At 72.0% G+C, this 17,207-nt stretch carries 14 protein-coding genes; 11 read left to right on the top strand and 3 right to left on the bottom strand.

Annotated features, from left to right (window positions below):
- Positions 1-9: 9 nt before the first annotated feature.
- Complete coding sequence (gene sbnB, locus IE251_RS02030; protein WP_189751148.1) at positions 10-1,011, top strand: 2,3-diaminopropionate biosynthesis protein SbnB; 1,002 nt, start codon at positions 10-12, stop codon at positions 1,009-1,011.
- A 111-nt stretch (positions 1,012-1,122) separates the two neighbouring features.
- Positions 1,123-1,944, top strand: a complete 822-nt coding sequence (locus IE251_RS02025; RefSeq protein ID WP_189751147.1) for a 4'-phosphopantetheinyl transferase family protein — start codon at positions 1,123-1,125, stop codon at positions 1,942-1,944.
- Between the two features lie 177 nt (positions 1,945-2,121).
- Here IE251_RS02025 and IE251_RS02020 read toward each other — a convergent pair whose 3' ends face one another.
- On the bottom strand, positions 2,122-2,904 hold the full coding sequence (locus IE251_RS02020; protein ID WP_189751146.1) for an AfsR/SARP family transcriptional regulator: 783 nt from the start codon (positions 2,902-2,904) through the stop codon (positions 2,122-2,124).
- A 544-nt stretch (positions 2,905-3,448) separates the two neighbouring features.
- Between IE251_RS02020 and IE251_RS02015 the strand changes: the two genes are divergently transcribed.
- The 4 genes from IE251_RS02015 (at position 3,449) to IE251_RS02000 (ending at position 7,873) form a co-directional block, all read left to right on the top strand.
- Positions 3,449-3,619 carry a hypothetical protein gene (locus IE251_RS02015; RefSeq protein ID WP_189751145.1) on the top strand — a complete coding sequence of 57 codons (171 nt, stop codon included), beginning with the start codon at positions 3,449-3,451 and terminating at the stop codon, positions 3,617-3,619.
- Positions 3,616-5,904, top strand: a complete 2,289-nt coding sequence (locus IE251_RS02010) for a TOMM precursor leader peptide-binding protein (protein WP_189751144.1) — start codon at positions 3,616-3,618, stop codon at positions 5,902-5,904. Before IE251_RS02015 ends, IE251_RS02010 begins: the two co-directional genes overlap by 4 nt.
- An 87-nt stretch (positions 5,905-5,991) precedes the next feature.
- Positions 5,992-7,242 carry a sensor histidine kinase gene (locus IE251_RS02005; protein ID WP_229896535.1) on the top strand — a complete coding sequence of 417 codons (1,251 nt, stop codon included), beginning with the start codon at positions 5,992-5,994 and terminating at the stop codon, positions 7,240-7,242.
- 19 nt (positions 7,243-7,261) lie between these two features.
- Positions 7,262-7,873, top strand: a complete 612-nt coding sequence (locus IE251_RS02000; protein WP_189751143.1) for a response regulator transcription factor — start codon at positions 7,262-7,264, stop codon at positions 7,871-7,873.
- Positions 7,874-7,918: 45 nt separating this feature from the next.
- On the opposite strand, the gene IE251_RS01995 is transcribed toward IE251_RS02000, so the two are convergent.
- Complete coding sequence (locus IE251_RS01995; protein WP_189751142.1) at positions 7,919-8,596, bottom strand: NADH oxidase; 678 nt, start codon at positions 8,594-8,596, stop codon at positions 7,919-7,921.
- 407 nt (positions 8,597-9,003) lie between these two features.
- On the opposite strand from IE251_RS01995, the gene IE251_RS01990 reads away from it, so the two are divergent.
- Together IE251_RS01990 and IE251_RS01985 are read left to right on the top strand one after the other, a co-directional pair.
- Positions 9,004-9,573 (top strand): hypothetical protein, encoded by a 570-nt coding sequence (locus IE251_RS01990; RefSeq protein WP_189751141.1) that lies wholly within the window; start codon positions 9,004-9,006, stop codon positions 9,571-9,573.
- 227 nt (positions 9,574-9,800) lie between these two features.
- Positions 9,801-10,574, top strand: a complete 774-nt coding sequence (locus IE251_RS01985) for an SDR family NAD(P)-dependent oxidoreductase (protein ID WP_189751140.1) — start codon at positions 9,801-9,803, stop codon at positions 10,572-10,574.
- 112 nt (positions 10,575-10,686) lie between these two features.
- On the opposite strand, the gene IE251_RS01980 is transcribed toward IE251_RS01985, so the two are convergent.
- Positions 10,687-11,679, bottom strand: coding sequence for an SDR family NAD(P)-dependent oxidoreductase (locus IE251_RS01980; RefSeq protein ID WP_189751139.1), 993 nt, complete (start codon positions 11,677-11,679; stop codon positions 10,687-10,689).
- 70 nt (positions 11,680-11,749) lie between these two features.
- On the opposite strand from IE251_RS01980, the gene IE251_RS01975 reads away from it, so the two are divergent.
- The 3 genes from IE251_RS01975 (at position 11,750) to IE251_RS01965 (ending at position 17,154) form a co-directional block, all read left to right on the top strand.
- Positions 11,750-12,700, top strand: coding sequence for an AraC family transcriptional regulator (locus tag IE251_RS01975; RefSeq protein WP_229896534.1), 951 nt, complete (start codon positions 11,750-11,752; stop codon positions 12,698-12,700).
- A gap of 414 nt (positions 12,701-13,114) precedes the next feature.
- Positions 13,115-14,797: an NAD(P)/FAD-dependent oxidoreductase gene (locus tag IE251_RS01970; protein ID WP_189751138.1), complete on the top strand. Its 1,683-nt coding sequence runs from the start codon at positions 13,115-13,117 to the stop codon at positions 14,795-14,797.
- Between the two features lie 443 nt (positions 14,798-15,240).
- Positions 15,241-17,154, top strand: a complete 1,914-nt coding sequence (locus IE251_RS01965) for a GMC family oxidoreductase (protein ID WP_308436569.1) — start codon at positions 15,241-15,243, stop codon at positions 17,152-17,154.
- Positions 17,155-17,207: the final 53 nt, after the last annotated feature.

Below are 17,207 nucleotides of genomic sequence, written 5' to 3'. Positions count from 1 at the left end.
GACTCCGTCATGCTCATCCTGCGCCACAGCGAGGTCGCGCGGCTTCTCGACGGCCGCGAACCCGACACCATGTCGGTCGTCGCGGACGCCTACCGCCTGCACGAGCGGGGCGACACCGCGGTGCCGCACTCGACGTTCCTGCGGTTCCCCGGGCAGCCCCGTGACCGGATCATCGGGCTGCCCGCCTACCGCGGCGGGCAGCGGCCGGCCGCCGGCATGAAGTGGATCGCCTCCTTCCCCGCCAACATCGGACGCGGGATCCAGCGGGCCAGCGCGGCGATCATCCTCAACTCCCTGGAGACGGGCCGCCCCGAGGCCCTGATCGAGGGATCGCTGATCTCCGCCAAGCGCACCGCGGCGAGCGCGGCCCTCGCCGCGGAGCTGCTCACCCGCGACCGCCGCCCCGACGGCCTGTCCCTGATCGGCTGCGGGGTGATCAACCTGGAGATCCTGCGCCACGTGCACGCCGTCCTGCCCGGCCTCACCTCGCTGGCGGTGTACGACAGTTCGCCCGAACGCGCCGCCGAGTTCGCCTCCCAAGCGGCCTCGGTGGTGCCCGGGGCGCGGGTGCTCGTCCTCGACAGCGCCCAGAAGGCGCTGGCCGCGCACGGCCTCGTCACCATCGCCACCTCGGCCGTCGAACCACACCTGGACCTGGGGGCGGCCGAACCGGGCACGGTCGTGCTGCACATCTCGCTGCGGGACCTGCTGCCCGAGTCGCTGCTCGACGCGTACAACATCGTGGACGACACCGAGCACGCGCTGCGCGAGCGCACCTCCCTCGACCTCGCCGTCCGGGCGGCGGGCCACCGCGACTTCATCGCCCCGACGATCGGCCGGCTGCTCCTGGACGAGGACGCGGGGCAGGGGTACGTCCCCGAGCCGGGCCGGACGGTCGTCTACGCCCCGTTCGGCCTCGGTGTCCTCGACATCGCGCTGGCCGACCACGTCCTGACCGCCGCCCGGGCCCAGGGGCTCGGCGTGCGGGTGGAGGGCTTCCTGCCGGACTGACCGGCCGGGAGTCCCCGCCACCGAAGCGGGGCCAGGGCCGGTACATCCCCCGGCCGGCCCTGGCCCTTCCCTCGATCCCGGCGCCGCCGGCTCCTCGCAGAGAGGCACGTCATGCCCCGTACCCCGCCCGCCGCCGACGCCCCCGGCCGAGGTTCCGCCCGGCCGGCCGGCCGCGGCCGCGCGCCGTCGGTGCGCGACGGCACCGCCCGCTTCGGCCGCGGCAACGCCGTCCACGTGTGGCACGGCCGGGCCGGGGACCTCCCCGACCCGGCCGACCTGGCCGTGCTGGACGACACGGAACTGAGCACGTTCCGGCGCCGGGGCGCGCCGTTCGCCGCCCGCTACGCCGGAGCGCACGCCGCCGTGCGCCGCATCCTCGCCGACCACTATCTCGGCGGCCCGCCGGCCGCGATCCGGTTCGGCCGGCACCCGTGCCCGAGGTGCGGTGACCCGCTGCACGGGCGGCCGAGGATCGTGGCACCCGCCACCCGGCTGGACTTCAGCCTGTCGCACTCCGGGCCGTACTGGCTGCTCGCCGTCACCGCCGCCGGGCAGGTGGGCGTCGACATCGAGCAGCACACCGGGCGCGGCTTCGGGGACGCGCCCCGGATCGCCCTGTCGGACGGTGAACTCGGCGTCCTGGGCCGGGCCGGGAGCGAGCGGGAGTACGAGGAGGTCTTCCTGCGCGCCTGGACCCGGAAGGAAGCGGTCCTCAAGGCCGTGGGGGTCGGCATCGTCGCCGACCTGCGCGGCCTGGACGTCCTCACCGGCGCGCGCGGCCCGGTCCGGGTCGATCACAAGGAGCCCGGTTCCCCGGGCGGTTGGACGGTCGAGGACCTCCTCCTGGGCCCCGGCCGCTCGGCCGCGCTGGCCCGCGAGTACGCCCGCCCGGGCCCGCTGATGCTTCGCCCGTCCGGCGCGCCGATGCCGTAGCGCGGCCGTGTCTCCGGGGTGCACCAGGGCCTCCCTCTGCGGCGGTTCCCCGCCGCCGCCTTCGGGCCGGGCGGCCCGCCGGGGACCGTTCCGGCGGGCCGCCCGGCCCTCGCGCCTTTCCTCCGCTCTCCAGCTTGTGCGCAGTGCCGTGGAACTGCGCACCAGCTGGAGCCCCCGTCACCCGGTCGGACCGGCCACCAGATCTCCCCGGCCGGGGCGTGCCGGGGCGAAGTCGTCCGCCAGGATGGCCTGGTGGGCGCTGCGCAGCGTCGGCCCGGGATCGACCCCGAGCTGTTCCCGCAGCAGGCCGCAGCCCGCGTGGAACGTCTCGAAGGCCTCGGCCTGCCGGTCGCTGCGGTGCAGGGCGATCATCAGCTTCGCCCGGAACGTCTCCCGCAGTGGATGCGCTCCCACCAACTGCGTGAGTTCACCGATGAGCTGCCGGTGCCGGCCCAGGTGGAGGTCGGCGTCGATCCGGCTCTCCAGCACCTCCATCCGGGCCATCTCGATCCGGGACCGCTCGTTGTCGGCCAGCGCGTCCGTGACCCCGGTCAGGGTGGGGCCGCTCCACAGGCCGAGCGCCGCCCGGAACCGGGACGCCGCGTCGCCGGTGCGGCCCGAACGCATCAGCGCCTGGCCCTCCTTGGCCAGTCGGTAGAACTCGTCCAGGTCGAAGCGGGTGTCCCCTCTCTCGACGCGGTAACCACGGCCGCAGCGCGTGATCGTCGCGCCGCCGTGGAAGTGACCCCTCAGCCGCGAGGCGTAGGTGTAGATCTGTGCCTGATACGTGGCGGGAGGACGCCGTTCCCACAGCACCCCGCCGAGGTCGGAGTCGGAGACGACCCAGCCGTCGGCGAGCAGCAGGGCGGCCAGTATGGTGCGTTGCTTGCAACCGCCCAGTGGAGCCTCCACACCGTCGGACCACAGTCCGACGGGCCCGAGAACGCGGAACTCTAGCATGACCGTCAGTCAGCTCCCATCTGTGTCTCCCTGTGCGTACACGACGACAACTCCCGTTTCCGCCTTGCTGATCGGCCGGACGGGATCTCCTTGGCGACCTCCCCCTGCGGTCGCGGAGCGAGGTGCCGGTCAGCTCTGGCGGCTGTCCGTGTGGGGGGAGGTGGGCGAGCAGCTGCCGCTGTTCGGCCGCGGACGGGGGGATCCGGACGCCGGCCGGCTCGCGTCGAGCGGGCCCAGCACACTGATCTCCATGGCAACTCCAGGTCGATTCGCCTGAACCGGCGGGCCGGGGCCCGGTGTTTGTCAACGGTGCCATCCGGCGCGGTGGCGGCACAGTGCCGTCGTACCGGGACCGGGGTGTATTCCTCAGGTGCTGGATCATGAAGAAATCACGGTTGCGGGCCGGCCCCGGACGCGGGGGGACGGTGCCGTGTGAAAAGTTCACCCCCCGGTGATGAGACCGACACTGGGTGCGCTCCCCCGCGCTTCGCAGAATCGTTCCCGTAGCCACCGAGCAAGCCCACTGCGAAGGGAATCGATCGCGATGACACCGCACGTCCCGCATCCGGGCACCGTCAGGCACACCCCGGCCGCCGCCGCTCCGTCCGGCCCGCTGGTGATCGAGAATCTGGACGTCCCGGCCGAACAGTGCGGCGCGCTGTTCACCGTGACGTACACGCACATCGCCCCGGCGGCGGGAAGACCCGCCGCATGACCGCCCCCGGGACACACCGCGGCACCGCCGGCCTCCTCGGCTTCAAGCGCCACCTGCGGGCCGCCGTCGTTCCCGGAGAGGCCGCCTACCTGCTCTCGCAGCGCGGGGTCACCGCGCTGCGGGGGCGGCCGGCCGAGGTGCTGGTCCCGCTGCTGGACGGCACCCGCGACCGGGAGACGGTGATCCGCGACGCCGCCCGGTCCCTCGGCCCGGAGGCGGCCCGGTCGGCGCTCGCCGCGCTGGAGGCCGCCGGCCTGCTCCGGCTGCACACCGCCCCCGCCGCCCCGGCGAACCCGTCCGCCGCCGCGGCCGAGGCCTACTGGGACCTCGCCGGGCTGGACGGCGGGCGGGCCACCCGCGACGTGGCCGGCACCCGGGTCCGGCTCGTGGCGCTGCCCGGCACCGACCCGGCCCGGCCGCACGCCGCGCTGCGGGAGTCCGGCATCCGGACCGCGGCCGCCGGCGAGGACGCCGGGTTCGCGCTCGTGCTCTGCGCCGACTACCTGGACCCGGCCCTCGCGGACGTCGACGCGGCCCTGCGCGGCCGGGGCACCCCCTGGCTGCTCGCCCGCACCGGCGGCGCCGACCCGTGGGTGGGGCCGGTGTTCCGGCCCGGCGCCGGGCCCTGCTGGTCCTGCCTGGCCGCCCGGCTGCGCGGGCACCGCCGCTCGGAACTGCCGCTCCAGCACCACCTCGGACTCACCGGCCCCGCGGACCGGCCGACGACCGGGCTGCCCGCCTGCGAGTCGGCGGCGGCCCAGCTCGCCGCCCTGGAGACCGCGAAGTGGCTGGCCGGCGTCCGGCACCCCGGCCAGGGCGCCGTACACATCCTGGACACCCTCAGCCTCGGCTCCGCCGCGCACCCGGTGTCCCGGCTGCCGCAGTGCCCCTCGTGCGGCGACCCGCAGCTGGTCGCCCGGCGGGTGCGCGCCCCGTTCGTCCCGGTGGCCCGGCCCAAGGCCGACCAGGACTCGGGCGGCCACCGGGCCCTCACCCCGCGGCAGATGCTCGACCGCTACGGCCACCTGGTCGACCCGGTCACCGGCGTCATCAAGGAGATCAGCCGGGCCGGGCACTGCCCGGACTTCGTGGAGTCCTTCCTCTCCGGCCAGAACCTGGCCATGGGCGCCGCGTCCCTGGCCGGACTGCGGGCCGGACTGCGCGCGCTCAGCGGCGGCAAGGGCGTCACCGAGACCGAGGCGAGGACCAGCGCCCTGTGCGAGGCCGTGGAGCGCTACAGCGGCACCCGGCACGGCGACGAGCCGGTGCTGCGGGACACGTACGCCGCGCTCGGCCCGGCCGCCGTCCACCCCCGCGCGTGCCAGCTCTACGACGACCGCCAGCTGCGGGACCGGCACGCGTGGAACGCCGGCGGTTCCTGGCTCACCCACGTACCCGGACCGTTCGCCGAGGACCGCCCGACGGAGTGGACGCCGGTGTGGTCGCTGACCGCCCGCACCCAGCGGCTGCTGCCCACGTCCATGCTCTACTTCGGCCAGGAACCCGCCGCCGACGGCCTGTGCGCCGACTCCAACGGCAACGCCGCCGGCAGCAGCCCGGAGGACGCCCTGCTCCAGGGCTTCCTGGAACTCGTGGAACGCGACGCCGTGGCGCTGTGGTGGTACAACCGCATCCGCCGGCCCGCCGTGGACCTCGACAGCGCGGACGAGCCGTACGTCGAACGGTTCCGCTCCGGCTGCCGGCGGGCCGGCCGCGAGCTGTGGGCGCTCGACCTCACCTCGGACTTCGGCATCCCGGTGGTGGCGGCGCTCTCCCGGCGCACCGGCCGGCCCACCGAGGACATCGTGTTCGGGTTCGGCGCGCACTTCGACCCGCGGATCGCGCTGCGGCGGGCGCTGACGGAGATGGGACAGCTGCTGCCCGCGGCCGCGCCCGGCCCCGGCGGCACCGGCTACGCCATCGCCGACCCGGACCCGGTGCGCTGGTGGCGCACCGCCACCCTCGCCAACCAGCCCTACCTGGCGCCGGATCCGGACGCCCCGCCGGCCCCGGCACACGGTCGCGGCTACCGGCCGCGCACCGATCTGCGCGACGACGTCACGGCGGTCACCGAACTGGTCCGCGAGCGCGAGATGGAGCTGCTCGTCCTCGATCAGACCCGCCCGGACCTGCAACTGCCCGTGGTGAAAGTGATAGTTCCCGGCATGCGTCACTTCTGGCCGAGATTCGCCCCCGGACGGCTCTTCGACGTCCCGGTGGCCCTGGGCCGGCTGGCCGAGCCGACACCCTACGCCGACCTCAATCCCGTGCCGATGTTCGTGTAGCCCGGCAACTTCTGGGCGGCGACCGGCTTCACCTATTATCCCCTCAGTGCGCGTGGCCGCGGGCTAGCGGAGGGGGCCGGTAGGACGATGTCGCCACACAACGGTTTACGTCATGCGGCCGCCGAAACGGCGGAGAGTACGGAACCGGCCGACGGGGAAACGGAGTCGGGGCTGCCCGACGCCCCCGCGCCGCGCCTCGCGCGCGTCATCCTCATGGCCGCGCTGCTCAGCTTCCTGCTCATCACGATGCTCAACGTGCTCAGCGCCGGCCTGGGCACCGGCATGAACCTGGTGGCGCTGGCCTGCCTGGCCGCCATCTTCACGCTCCAGCTCAGACATTCGCGTCCCAAGGCGCACCGGGCCCCCTGGCGGTGGAAAGCGGCCGCCCTGGGGGTCCAGGCGCTTCTGACGTACCTTCCGCTGCTGGTCTTCCAGGCCGAATGGGGCGGAATGGCCGGGTTCTTCGCCGGTTCGCTCCTGCTCCTGCTGCCACCGCGCCTGGCCTGGCCGCTGTACGCCGTGGTGGGCCTGTCGATGCTGCTGCCGCCGGCGCTGGAGGGCCGCTCGGTGCTGGACAGCGTCTATCTGTGCCAGTCGACGCTGCTGACCGGCCTGATCGTGTTCGGCCTGACCCGGCTGGCCGACCTGGTGCACGTACTGCACGACACCCGGGGCCAGCTCGCGCGGATGGCCGTCACCAAGGAACGGCTCAGGTTCGCGCGGGACTTGCACGACCTGCTCGGCTACAGCCTCTCCGCCATCACGCTCAAGAGCGAGCTGATCCACCGCCTGGTCCCGGCCCATCCGCAGCGCGCCCTGGCGGAGATACGTGATGTGCTCGCCATCTCCCGGCAGTCGCTGGCCGATGTGCGTACGGTCGCCAGCGGACTGCGCGACATGTCCCTGGCGGAGGAGATCACCACGGCCGAGGGACTGCTGACCGCGGCGGAGGTGGACATCCGCGTCACCCTCCGGCCGGGGACGATGAGCCAGCAGGTCAACACCGTGCTCGCGGCCGTACTGCGCGAGGCGGTCACCAATCTGCTGCGGCACTCCAAGGCCGACAGCTGCGTGATCGAGGCGGTACAGCACGAGGGCCGGGTCCGGCTGCTCGTGGAGAACAACGGCGTGGACCCCGACTACCGGGACCCGTCCGCGCACAGCGGCAGCGGCCTCGGCAACCTCGCCACCAGGATGCGCGAGATCTCCGGCGAGCTGAGCACCGACCGGGACCCGGCCGACACCTTCCGGCTCGTCGCCGAGGCCCCGGCCTTTCCCGAACGACCCTGGTCCGGCGCCGACACGGCGGTGCCGACGACCCGGAAACCGGCGGCCTGAGCCGGAAAGGAGACGGTCGGTGGCCATTCGCCTGCTGCTGGCAGAGGACATGAACATGGTGCGCGGCGCGCTGGTGGCGCTGCTCAGCCTGGAGGACGACCTGGAGGTGGTCGCCGAACTGGAGCGCGGTGACGAGATCGTGGACGCCGCGCTGGCCTGCCGGCCCGATGTCGCGATCATCGACATCGACCTGCCCGGCATCGACGGCCTGACCGCCGCGACCCGGCTCAGGGAGAAACTGCCCGAGTGCCGCTCCCTGATCCTGACCAGCCTGGGCCGTCCCGGCACCCTGCGCCGAGCGCTCGGCGCCCAGGTCAACGGCTACCTGCTCAAGGACGCCCCGCCGCGCGAACTCGCCAACGCGGTGCGCCGGGTGGCGGCCGGCCAGCGCGTCATCGATCCCCAGCTCGCGCTGTCCGTCTGGGGCACCGCGGAGACCCCGCTGACGGAACGGGAGACGGAGGTGCTGCGGCTGGCCGCGGAGGGCCTGGAGGCCGGCGAGATCGCCGACCGCCTGCGCCTGGCACCCGGCACCGTGCGCAACTACCTCACGACGGTGGTGACGAAGCTCCTGGCCCGCAACCGGGTGGACGCGATCCGCATCGCCCGGGAGGCGGGCTGGCTGCCGTGACCGTACCGGGCCGGCCGGCCTCGGCGGACCTCTCCCGGGCCGCCGTCAACCGCCCCCACCGCTCCCGGCGTCACCCCGCCGGAAGACGGCCGAAGGCACCCGCTCCTCCTCCACGGCGGCGGTCATGCCCGCCGCGGCGAGATAGTCCATGATCCGCTCGGCGACCCCCGCGGGCAGGGCCAGCGCGGCCGACACCTGGTCCGGGGTGACCGGCCAGGCCAGCCGCCCCAGCACCCAGACGGCCTCCGGGCGGTGCACGAGCACACGGTACGAGGAGCCGGGCGACTGCACGCTGACACCGTCGCGCCCGACGGTGAGCGAGGCCCCGCTGGGCAGTCGCACGGGCCGCCGGCCGGGCAGCCTGGCGAGGGCGAAGCGCGCGACGGGCGACACCGGCATGGCCGACAGCAACGGCCCGGCCAGGTCGTCGATGCCGAGCGTACGGACGATCAGGTGGGAGAGCCGCTCCAGGTGGAGCGACAGGCAGTACCAGTCGTCCCGGCCCGCCGCGTCGTCCGCCCGGGGTGCGAGGTTGGCCAGCAGGACCGGCCCCAGCTCCATGCGGCGCAGGGCCTCTTCGACCACCGGTCGCGGCGCGGTGACCCGCTCGCTGCCCCAGCGGCCGTTGAGCACCAGCTCGCCCTCCAGGTCCCCCGGCTCGACCACCACGTCCTCGGCGAGCGACCAGAGGTCGACTGTGGGTCCGCCGGCCTCGTCCGGCATGACAATCCTCCTCGTCGCCACCTTCACGTGCGAACGCCCCCGCCGCGTCCACCGGGCACCTGATTGTGGGCCGGCACTAGGTGCGGCAGACACCTATCCCCTCACAGCCTCCGCGTGAAGATTTCACGCGGCGCGAGACGAAGCGGGTGCCGGCACGCGAAAGACGCACCCCCCGGAAGGGACGCACGCCCCGACCACCGACGAGGACATGCACGGAAGAGGACAGGTACGGAAGAAGAGGACAGGTACGGGAAAGGACAGGCACCGGAGGGGCGCACACCGCCCCGGTGCCCGCGCGCCCCCGAGAATCCCGGTGCCCCACCCACTCAACCCCTAGGGGACCTGCCCGGGACCGCTGGGGGATGGTCCGGATACCCGTCCCCGCCCCGGACCGGGACCGTGGAGACATGACCTCGACACCCCCCGCGACCCGGCTGTCCCGACTGTGCTGCGCCCTCATCCCCCTCCTCCTGCTGTCGTACGGCGTGCTGCGCCTGATCGACGGCATGGACGGCCACCACGGCCCGGGCCCGGCCTGGAACGCCGGCCACTTATGCTTCCTGGCCGCGTTCCTCCTGCTGGGCGCCTTGGTGAGGGAACTGCGCGCCCTGGTCCCCGCGTCCACGGCCCGGATGAGAACCGCGGCCGGCGCCGCGACGGCCGCGGGCCTGTTCGGCGCGGCCTGCTTCGTGTGGGTGATCCTGGGCGATCTGTTCCCCGCCCTCTCCGACACGGCCCCGCTCCCCGCCCCCCTGGAACTGGCCGGCCCCCTCGCCTTCCAACTGGGCCTGCTCACCCTCCTGGTCATGCTGGTGACCACCCGCCCCAGGCAGCTACCGGTCTGGAGCCCGGCCCTGGTGTTCGCGTTCTTCCTCCTGATCACCGTCAACCTCGACCTGCTCCCCCTGGCAGCCCTCATCCTCATGGCCGCCCTCACCCCTCTGACCCGCCCCCGCGCCCTCCGCGCGGCCCGGTAACCCCGCGCAGTAGGCAGGTACTGGATCGCCGAGGTGCGGGCGCCATCGCCTTGCCGAAGAATCGTTGGCGTCCGGGAACGTCCGGCGGTCCTCCTGGGCAGCCCTGCGCACGCCGGTGTTTCTTGTGTGCGGCACTCGCCCGGTCCGGACGAGTGCGGGGTGCCGTAGGCGCCATGGGACGCGGCCCGCTGCCGAGTGGGCCGCACTTCTGAGAGGTGTACCGCCTCATGCAGATCGATCTGAGCGGACGTACCGCGCTGGTCACCGGGTCGACGGCGGGGATCGGGGAGGCGACGGCACGGGCGCTGGCCGCCGCCGGGGCCGATGTCGTGGTCAACGGACGCAACGCCGACCGTGTCGCGGAGACGGCGGAGCGGATCGGGGGACGCGGCGTCACGGCCGACGTCGGGACGGCCGAGGGAACGGCCGACCTGATCCGGCAACTGCCCGACACCGACATCCTGGTCAACAACACCGGCGTCTTCGCGACCAGGCCCGTCTTCGAGATCACCGACGCGGACTGGCTGCGCTTCTACGAGGTCAACGTGCTCTCCAGTGTGCGCCTGGCCCGCCACTACGCACCGCGGATGGCCGGACGCGGGTGGGGACGCGTGATATTCGTCAGCAGTGAGGCGGGCGTGCAGACACCGACGGACATGGTCCACTACGGAATGACCAAGACGGCCCAGCTCGCCGTGTCACGCGGCATGGCCCAGGAGGTCGCCGGTACCGGGGTGACGGTGAACTGTGTGCTGCCCGGGCCGACGATGAGCGACGGCGTGCTGGCCATGTTCGAGGAGCTGTATCCGGGCCTCGACCGGGACGAACAGGAGCGGCGTTATCTGGCGGAGAACCGCGCGGCCGCGTCCCTGCTCAAGCGGCTGATCCGGCCCCACGAGGTGGCCAGCATGATCACGTACGTGGCGTCGGAGCACGCCTCGGCGACCACGGGCAGGGCACTGGGCGCCGACGGCGGCCTCGTCCCCACGATCATTCCGTGACGGGCACCCGGGCCGCGGCCCGTCGGCACACCACACCGAGCAGACGGATCGCGCTCCCAGGCGCCCCCTCCCTGTAGGGCCGTCCGGAAAAGCCCCGGGAGGCCGGTGCCGGTCAGAGCCGGCTGCGGGCGTACTCCCACAGCCGGTCGGCGGTGACTCGGTCGAGTGCGTGGGCGGCCACGCCGTCGCCTGTGCCGTCACAGGTCACCGGGGCTTCCTGGTTGTCCTCGAAGTAGCGGCCCGTGACGCCCTCCAGCAAGGGGGAGGCCGCGAGCAGGACGGACGTGGCGGCTCCTTGCTCGGTGCTCTTGTAGAAGGGCTGCTCGACGCGGTTGCCCGCCTCGTCGGCGGCGCCCATGGCCCGCAAGGTCTCCAGGTCGAGGTGGCGTTGCAGCCGTGTCGTGATCCACCCGGGCATGAGTGCGTTGGCGGTGATGCCGTCCGGGGCCCAGCGTTCCGCGATGCCGACGGCGAGGAGGACCATCGCGCTCTTCGAGCGGCCGTAGGCCACCCACCGGTCGTAAGGGGTGTGCTCGAACTGCGGGTCCTCCAGATCCACCGGGTGCCGGCGGTGTGCCCCGGAACTGACGGCGACGACGCGTGCGGAGCCGGCCCGACGGAGGGCGTCGCGCAGACCCAGGGCGAGCGCGAAGTGACCCAGATAGTTGGTGGCGAGTTGCAGCTCCCAGCCGGTGCCGGACCGCTCCAGGTCCGGCAGGGCCATGATTCCGGCGTTCGCGACCAGGATGTCCAGCGGGCCCTCCCAGCTGTCGGTGAGGGCGCGGACGGAGTCGATGTCGGCGAGGTCGAGCCGTGCGGCACGGACCCGTCCGGCCCCTCGTACGGCATCGACCCGAGGGACGAGTCCGGCCACGGTCTCGGGGCGCCGGACGGCGACGGTGACCTCGGCTCCGGCCTCGGCCAGGGCGCGGACCGTCTCCGTTCCGATCCCGGAGGCACCCCCGGTCACGAGGGCGCGCTTGCCGGTCAGGTCGACACCGACCAGGACCTCGCGGGCGGTGGCCGACGCGTCGAAGGGGGTCGTGATCAGGCCCGGAACCGCGGCGCGGTTGTCGGCCGGGGCCGGGACGGATGGTGTCGGCATGCGGGGTGCTCCTGTCGTGGGGTCTCTCGCCACCCAAAGCTAAGAGCAGGGGCCTAGACTCCCTATCGTCATGAGTCCAGAAGAATCCATTGACCGTCCAGACTCGCTGGATCCGCTGGAGGACGTACTGGCGCTCGTCGGTACGCGGGCCACCTCGGCATCGACCCTGACGGGGCGCGGCGAGTGGGCACTGCGGTTCCCCGCGCCCGCGGGCGCGAAATTCAACTCCGTGGTGCAAGGGACCTGCACCCTCACCGTCGCGGGACACGAGCCCGTCCCGCTGCGTGCCGGCGACTCGTTCCTCCTCACCTCCCCCGCGCCGTTCGCGCTGGCCACGTCACCGGCCGCCACGGTGCAGCCCGCCTCGCCGTTCTTCCGCGGCGAGGGCCGCGGCGCACAGGCCGGACCGGCCACCTCGCCGGTCACCACGCGGCTGGTCGGCGCCAGCTTCCGGTTCGCGCACCGCGCCCGCCGGCTCCTGCTCGACCCGCTGCCGCCGGTCCTGCTGCTGCCCGCGCACGCGGACGGCGCCGCCTTCGTCCAGCAGACGCTCGGCCGTATCGAACGCGAACTCGACGAAGAACGGCTCGGCGCCCGCCAGGTCGCCCAGCAACTCGCCCTGGTGATGCTCGTCGACCTCCTGCGCCACCACGCGTCCACCGGGCAGGGCCCCAGCGGCTGGCTGCACGGCCTGGACGACCCCGTCACCGCCACGGCCCTGCGCGCCATCCACGCCGACCCCGCAAGACGCTGGAGCGTGCGGTCGCTGGCCGAGACCGCCCACGTCTCGCGCTCCACACTCGCGGCACGCTTCAAGAGATCCGTCGGGCAGGGCCCGGTGGAGTACCTCACACGCTGGCGCCTGGAACTGGCCGCACACCGCCTGATCACCACCGAACAGCCCATCGCCGCCATCGCACAGAGCGTCGGCTACGGATCCGAGACAGCACTGGGCCTCGCCTTCAAGCGGGAGTTCGGCACGACTCCCGGCGCCTACCGGCGCACCGCGTCACCGACGTAACCCAACCCCCGGCCCGGGCCCACGGCAGCAGCTCGTACCGGCGCGGTCGGCGCCCGCAGACACGAGGAACCTCCACACCCAAGGTCGCGCCGGCGCGGAGGAGTCCTTTGAGCGGCCGCCCACCGCCCGCCCGCACGCACGCACGCGCACTCTGGCCGGTGGAGATGTCGGGCACTTCGGCATCGGCGAATTCGGCAGCAGCTGCTCCTCAGTGCGCCGCCCCCTGATCGGGTGACGGTCCGCGCGCCTCCGTGCCGGTTGTGTCACGGACAGTGATCTTGGGTCGAGGTCACCCGCTTCTGGTGGCCGCACTGGCGGCGTGGCAGTGCCCTGACACCCCGCCGTCGCCCGTCCTCGACACGCGCCCGCACTGGCGGGCCGCGGTGCCCTGACCGCGATGCTGAAGGAGCTGTGATGCCCGGCACCACCGACCGACGCGCCACCATTGTGGTGGCGGGCGCGGACCGCTGGTCGGCGCAGGACCTGGCCGAACGGATCGAGCGCTATTTCGCCGATGCCTACGAGGTGCTGAGCGCGGCCACACGTGGTGAGGCCGAGCAGGTACTGGAGGGCGCCGCGTCGGCCGGACGGCGTGTCGCGGCCGTGGTGGCGGCGGAGGACCTGTCCGACGGATCGGGCCTGGACCTGCTGCGGGAGACCGGCGCTGTCCCGCCGGCCGGACGCCTGCTGCTGTCCGACAGCGGTACCCGGGCCGGCGCTGAGGGCCAGGACGGCATCCAGGTGCTGTCTGCCCGTCCGGACGAGGACGACCTGTGGCCGCGGCTGGAACGGATGCTCTACGACACGGCCCCTCCAGGGGAGCGAAGGGTTGTGGTCCAGGGGGACCGCAGATCCGCCGCTGTGTACCGGGTGGTGCGCTTCCTGCTGCTCAACCACATCCCGTTCACGGTGAAGGGCATGCCGGAGGAGGAGGTGGTGGTCGCCGTGGAGATCGACGGCCGGCGGCTGCTGAATCCGCATCTGATCACACTGGCCAAGGCGCTGGACCTGACGCATTACAGCGGAGAAAGCGACTTCGACGTGGTCGTGGTCGGCGGCGGCCCAGCGGGACTGACCGCGGCGATCAACCACGCCGGCCTGTTCGGCCACACGGTCCTCATCATCGAGAACGAGGCACCGGGGGGTGCGGCCGGCACCGCGGTCAACGTCATCGACAACCACTTCGGTTTTCCCTACGGCATCGTGGCAGGTGAGCTGGCCCAGCGAGGGTTGCAGCAGGCCCTGCTCAAGAACGTGCAGTGGTTGCCCGCCGCCCGGGCGCAGGAACTGCTGACGTTGGAGAATCGCGCCGCGGGTGACGGACAGCCGCCGCTGAGGCGACTGCGGCTGACGGCGCGCACTGATGACGACCAGAAGGTCGAGGTGAGCGCTGCCGCCGTGGTGGTGGCCTGCGGAGCCGCCGCCCGCCGTCAGGGCGGCAAGTACGAGACCGACTACGAGAACCAGGGCGTGTATTACATGGCCCTGCCGGCAGACGCCGAGCAGGTCTCCGAGGAACACAAGATCGTAGTCGTCGGCGCCGGTGACACCGCGGGCCGTGCCGCGCTGATGTTCGCGGCGAAGAAAGCCGAGGTCACCCTGGTCATCCGCGGGACCCTGGACAACAATCCCGCGATGCTGCCCAGCCTGGTCACGGCCATCAAGGAGTCGGCCGTCCACGTGCGCTCGAACACCGAGATCGCCGAGTACCTGGGGACCAACGGGCGGCTCACCGGGGTGCGGTTGAAGACGAGAAAGCGCATGGAAGAGACGCTGCCGGTGAATGCCGTGTACGTGCTGATCGGCGCCGACCCGGACACCTCGTGGCTCGAGAGCGCCAGGGTGGAGCTGAAGAACAAGTACGTGGTCACGGGCACCGATGTCTCCGGTACGGCCGTGCCCGCGTACGCCACCAGCGTGCCGGGGGTCTTCGCCGCCGGAGACGTGCGGTACCGCGGCGTGCGCCGTATCGCGATGGCCGCGGGCGAAGGAGCGGCGGCCGCGCTCGCCGTCCACAACTACTTCACCGGCCGCCCGCAAGTGCTACAGACCGGCGGCGGCACCGCCAACGCGGCACTGAGCGCCTACTACGCCTGACCAGGCCCGGATTCCGTCATCGCCAAAGCCGTCCCCACCCTGGAGAGGTAACGCTGAAAAGGCGCACTGATTACGCCCGAACGGTGGATTCGCCAACAAGATCCCCGCTGCGGCAGAGCGGAATGACCGCGTCTATGCAAGCCTCGTACCGAGGCCCTTCCCGCGATCCCCAGTGAATCGGCGAGCGGCGTCAGAGGTGTCGATCGCAAAGCGCCGGGATCAAGGGAAGCCCTGATCGGTCCATCGGCGGGCGCCGCGATGCTTGCTTGTCTTGGTTCCCCAGCTTGAACCCGGAGTCCGAGCTGGTTCTCTTCGCCAGTGGCAGGGGCGGGCCTCGACAGTCATTCAAACACCATCCGTTCTGAAGGCTGGCCGGATCTGCCATCGGGCTGTTCTGCCCATAACCGGGGTGAGGTCACCCCCAGACGCGACAAGGGGCGTCAATGATGTCTTACGACGGTACGGACCAGGTGATCTTTCCAGCCGGTGCCGCGACGCAGACCAGCGCCGCAGAGGCTGCCCAAGGCGTGTGGGATGCCGTCATCGTCGGTGGCGGCATGGCAGGCTCCATCGTCGCCGAGCAGTTGGGCCAGGCTGGCTACAGGGTGTTGATTCTCGAAGCCGGCCCCGGCAAGGACATGGACCTCGCCGAGTACGAGTCGTACCTGTCGCGGTTCTACGGCGCTGTCGTCAAGGACAACCAGTCTCCGTACCCGTTCAACCCGAACGCCCGGATGCCCAGGAGCACCGACACGATGCCGGTGGATCCGAACACACCCCGGGACGACTTCTACCTCGTGCAACAGGACAAGTACTGCACGGACACCACCTTCACCCGGGTCCTCGGCGGCACCTCCATGCATTGGGAGGGGAAAGCGCTGCGCATGCTTCCCGAGGACTTCGACCTGCGAACCAAGTACAACCAGGGCCTGAACTGGCCGCTCAACTATGACGACCTGGAGCCCTACTACCGCAAGGCCGAGGCCGAACTGGGCGTGGCCGCCGAAGTCGAGGACCAGGCGTACCTGGGAATGCACTTCCCGAAGGGATACGTGTTCCCGATGCACCGCATGCCGCTTTCCTATCTCGACCAGACGGTCGCCCGGGGCGTGGACGGTATGCGGGTCAACCTGGCGGACGACGAATACACCCTCCAGGTACGGAGCTTTCCGCAGGCCCGTAACGGCGTGCCGAACGCCGCGTACGACGGCGGCAAGGGCTTCGTCCCGGTCGGCGCGGTGAGCACGAGCCAGGTGGAAGAGGGCGAGCGCTGTCAGGGCAACACCAACTGCGTCCCGCTCTGCCCGGTGCAGGCCAAATACCACTCGGGAAAGACGCTGGCCAAGGCGCTCCGCAAGGGCAACGTCAAGATCGTGACGCAAGCCGTCGCGTCGAAGGTCGAGATCAACGACCACAACCAACGGGTGGCCGGGATCACCTTCAAGAAATACGAGTCGCTCGGCTCCGAGAAGTACACGGAGTACACGGTGGAGGGCGCCGTGTACATCCTCTGCGCGCACGCCATCGAGAACGCCCGGCTCATGCTGGCCTCCGGCATGCAGGATATGAGCCGCAGCAAGCTGATCGGCCGCAACCTGATGGACCACGCGTACCTGCTGACCTGGGGCCTGCTGCCCGAGCCGGCCGGCACGATGCGAGGCACAACCTGCACGGGCGGCATCACCGACCTGCGCGGCGGGCGATTCCGCGCGACCCAGGCCGGGTTCGGCGTGGACATCCACAACGACGGCTGGGGGTGGGCGACCGGCTCGCCCTACACGGACCTGGTCGAACTCGTGGACAGGCAGGGCCTGCGCGGGCGGGACTTGCGCAGGACCCTCGGGAACCAGATCTCCCGGCAGCTTCTGCTGGCCTTCATGATCGACCTGCTGCCCGACAGGAACAACACGGTCACCGTGGACGAGCGGTACAAGGATGCCCTCGGCAACTTGAAGCCGGTCGTGTCGTTCAAGATCCCGCCCTACACGATGAAGGGCGCCGCGTTCGCCCGCAAGCTCGCGACCGACATCTTCGAGAAGCTCGGCGCCGAGGACAGGACCACGTACGACCAGAACAGCTACAGCGCCGTCGAGTACGAGGGCCAGTGGTACAACATCGTGGGCGGCAACCACCTGGCGGGCACTCACATCATGGGGACCGACCCGGCGAACTCCGTGGTCGACCGCGACCAGCACTCGTGGGACCACGACAACCTCTACCTTGTCGGGCCCGGCAGCATGCCCTCGATCGGGACGTCCAACATCAGCCTGACCATGGCGGCGCTCGCCTTCCGCAGTGCGGCCCACATCGTCAAGTACCTGCGTGCCGCGAAAGCGCCGGCCGTCGTCCGCAGCTAGACGGCTTGCAGGCCGGCGGGTTGAACGCGACACCGCCCACCGTCCACCGCCCA

This window comes from Streptomyces eurythermus (genome assembly GCF_014649115.1).
Taxonomy (GTDB): domain Bacteria; phylum Actinomycetota; class Actinomycetes; order Streptomycetales; family Streptomycetaceae; genus Streptomyces; species Streptomyces eurythermus.
The sequence above is the reverse complement of the archived record's forward strand: the minus strand, read 5'-3'. Positions and strand labels throughout refer to the sequence as shown.

What these genes read in the sequence shown, in the direction of transcription:
- IE251_RS02005 (WP_229896535.1), top strand. Translation starts at nt 5,992, where the DNA reads ATGTCGCCACACAACGGTTTACGTCATGCGGCCGCCGAAACGGCGGAG.
- IE251_RS01965 (WP_308436569.1), top strand. Translation starts at nt 15,241, where the DNA reads ATGATGTCTTACGACGGTACGGACCAGGTGATCTTTCCAGCCGGTGCC.
- IE251_RS01995 (WP_189751142.1), bottom strand. Translation starts at nt 8,596, where the DNA reads ATGCCGGACGAGGCCGGCGGACCCACAGTCGACCTCTGGTCGCTCGCC.
- IE251_RS01970 (WP_189751138.1), top strand. Translation starts at nt 13,115, where the DNA reads ATGCCCGGCACCACCGACCGACGCGCCACCATTGTGGTGGCGGGCGCG.
- IE251_RS01985 (WP_189751140.1), top strand. Translation starts at nt 9,801, where the DNA reads ATGCAGATCGATCTGAGCGGACGTACCGCGCTGGTCACCGGGTCGACG.
- IE251_RS02025 (WP_189751147.1), top strand. Translation starts at nt 1,123, where the DNA reads ATGCCCCGTACCCCGCCCGCCGCCGACGCCCCCGGCCGAGGTTCCGCC.
- IE251_RS01975 (WP_229896534.1), top strand. Translation starts at nt 11,750, where the DNA reads ATGAGTCCAGAAGAATCCATTGACCGTCCAGACTCGCTGGATCCGCTG.
- IE251_RS02015 (WP_189751145.1), top strand. Translation starts at nt 3,449, where the DNA reads ATGACACCGCACGTCCCGCATCCGGGCACCGTCAGGCACACCCCGGCC.
- IE251_RS01980 (WP_189751139.1), bottom strand. Translation starts at nt 11,679, where the DNA reads ATGCCGACACCATCCGTCCCGGCCCCGGCCGACAACCGCGCCGCGGTT.
- IE251_RS01990 (WP_189751141.1), top strand. Translation starts at nt 9,004, where the DNA reads ATGACCTCGACACCCCCCGCGACCCGGCTGTCCCGACTGTGCTGCGCC.
- IE251_RS02010 (WP_189751144.1), top strand. Translation starts at nt 3,616, where the DNA reads ATGACCGCCCCCGGGACACACCGCGGCACCGCCGGCCTCCTCGGCTTC.
- sbnB (WP_189751148.1), top strand. Translation starts at nt 10, where the DNA reads ATGCTCATCCTGCGCCACAGCGAGGTCGCGCGGCTTCTCGACGGCCGC.
- IE251_RS02020 (WP_189751146.1), bottom strand. Translation starts at nt 2,904, where the DNA reads ATGCTAGAGTTCCGCGTTCTCGGGCCCGTCGGACTGTGGTCCGACGGT.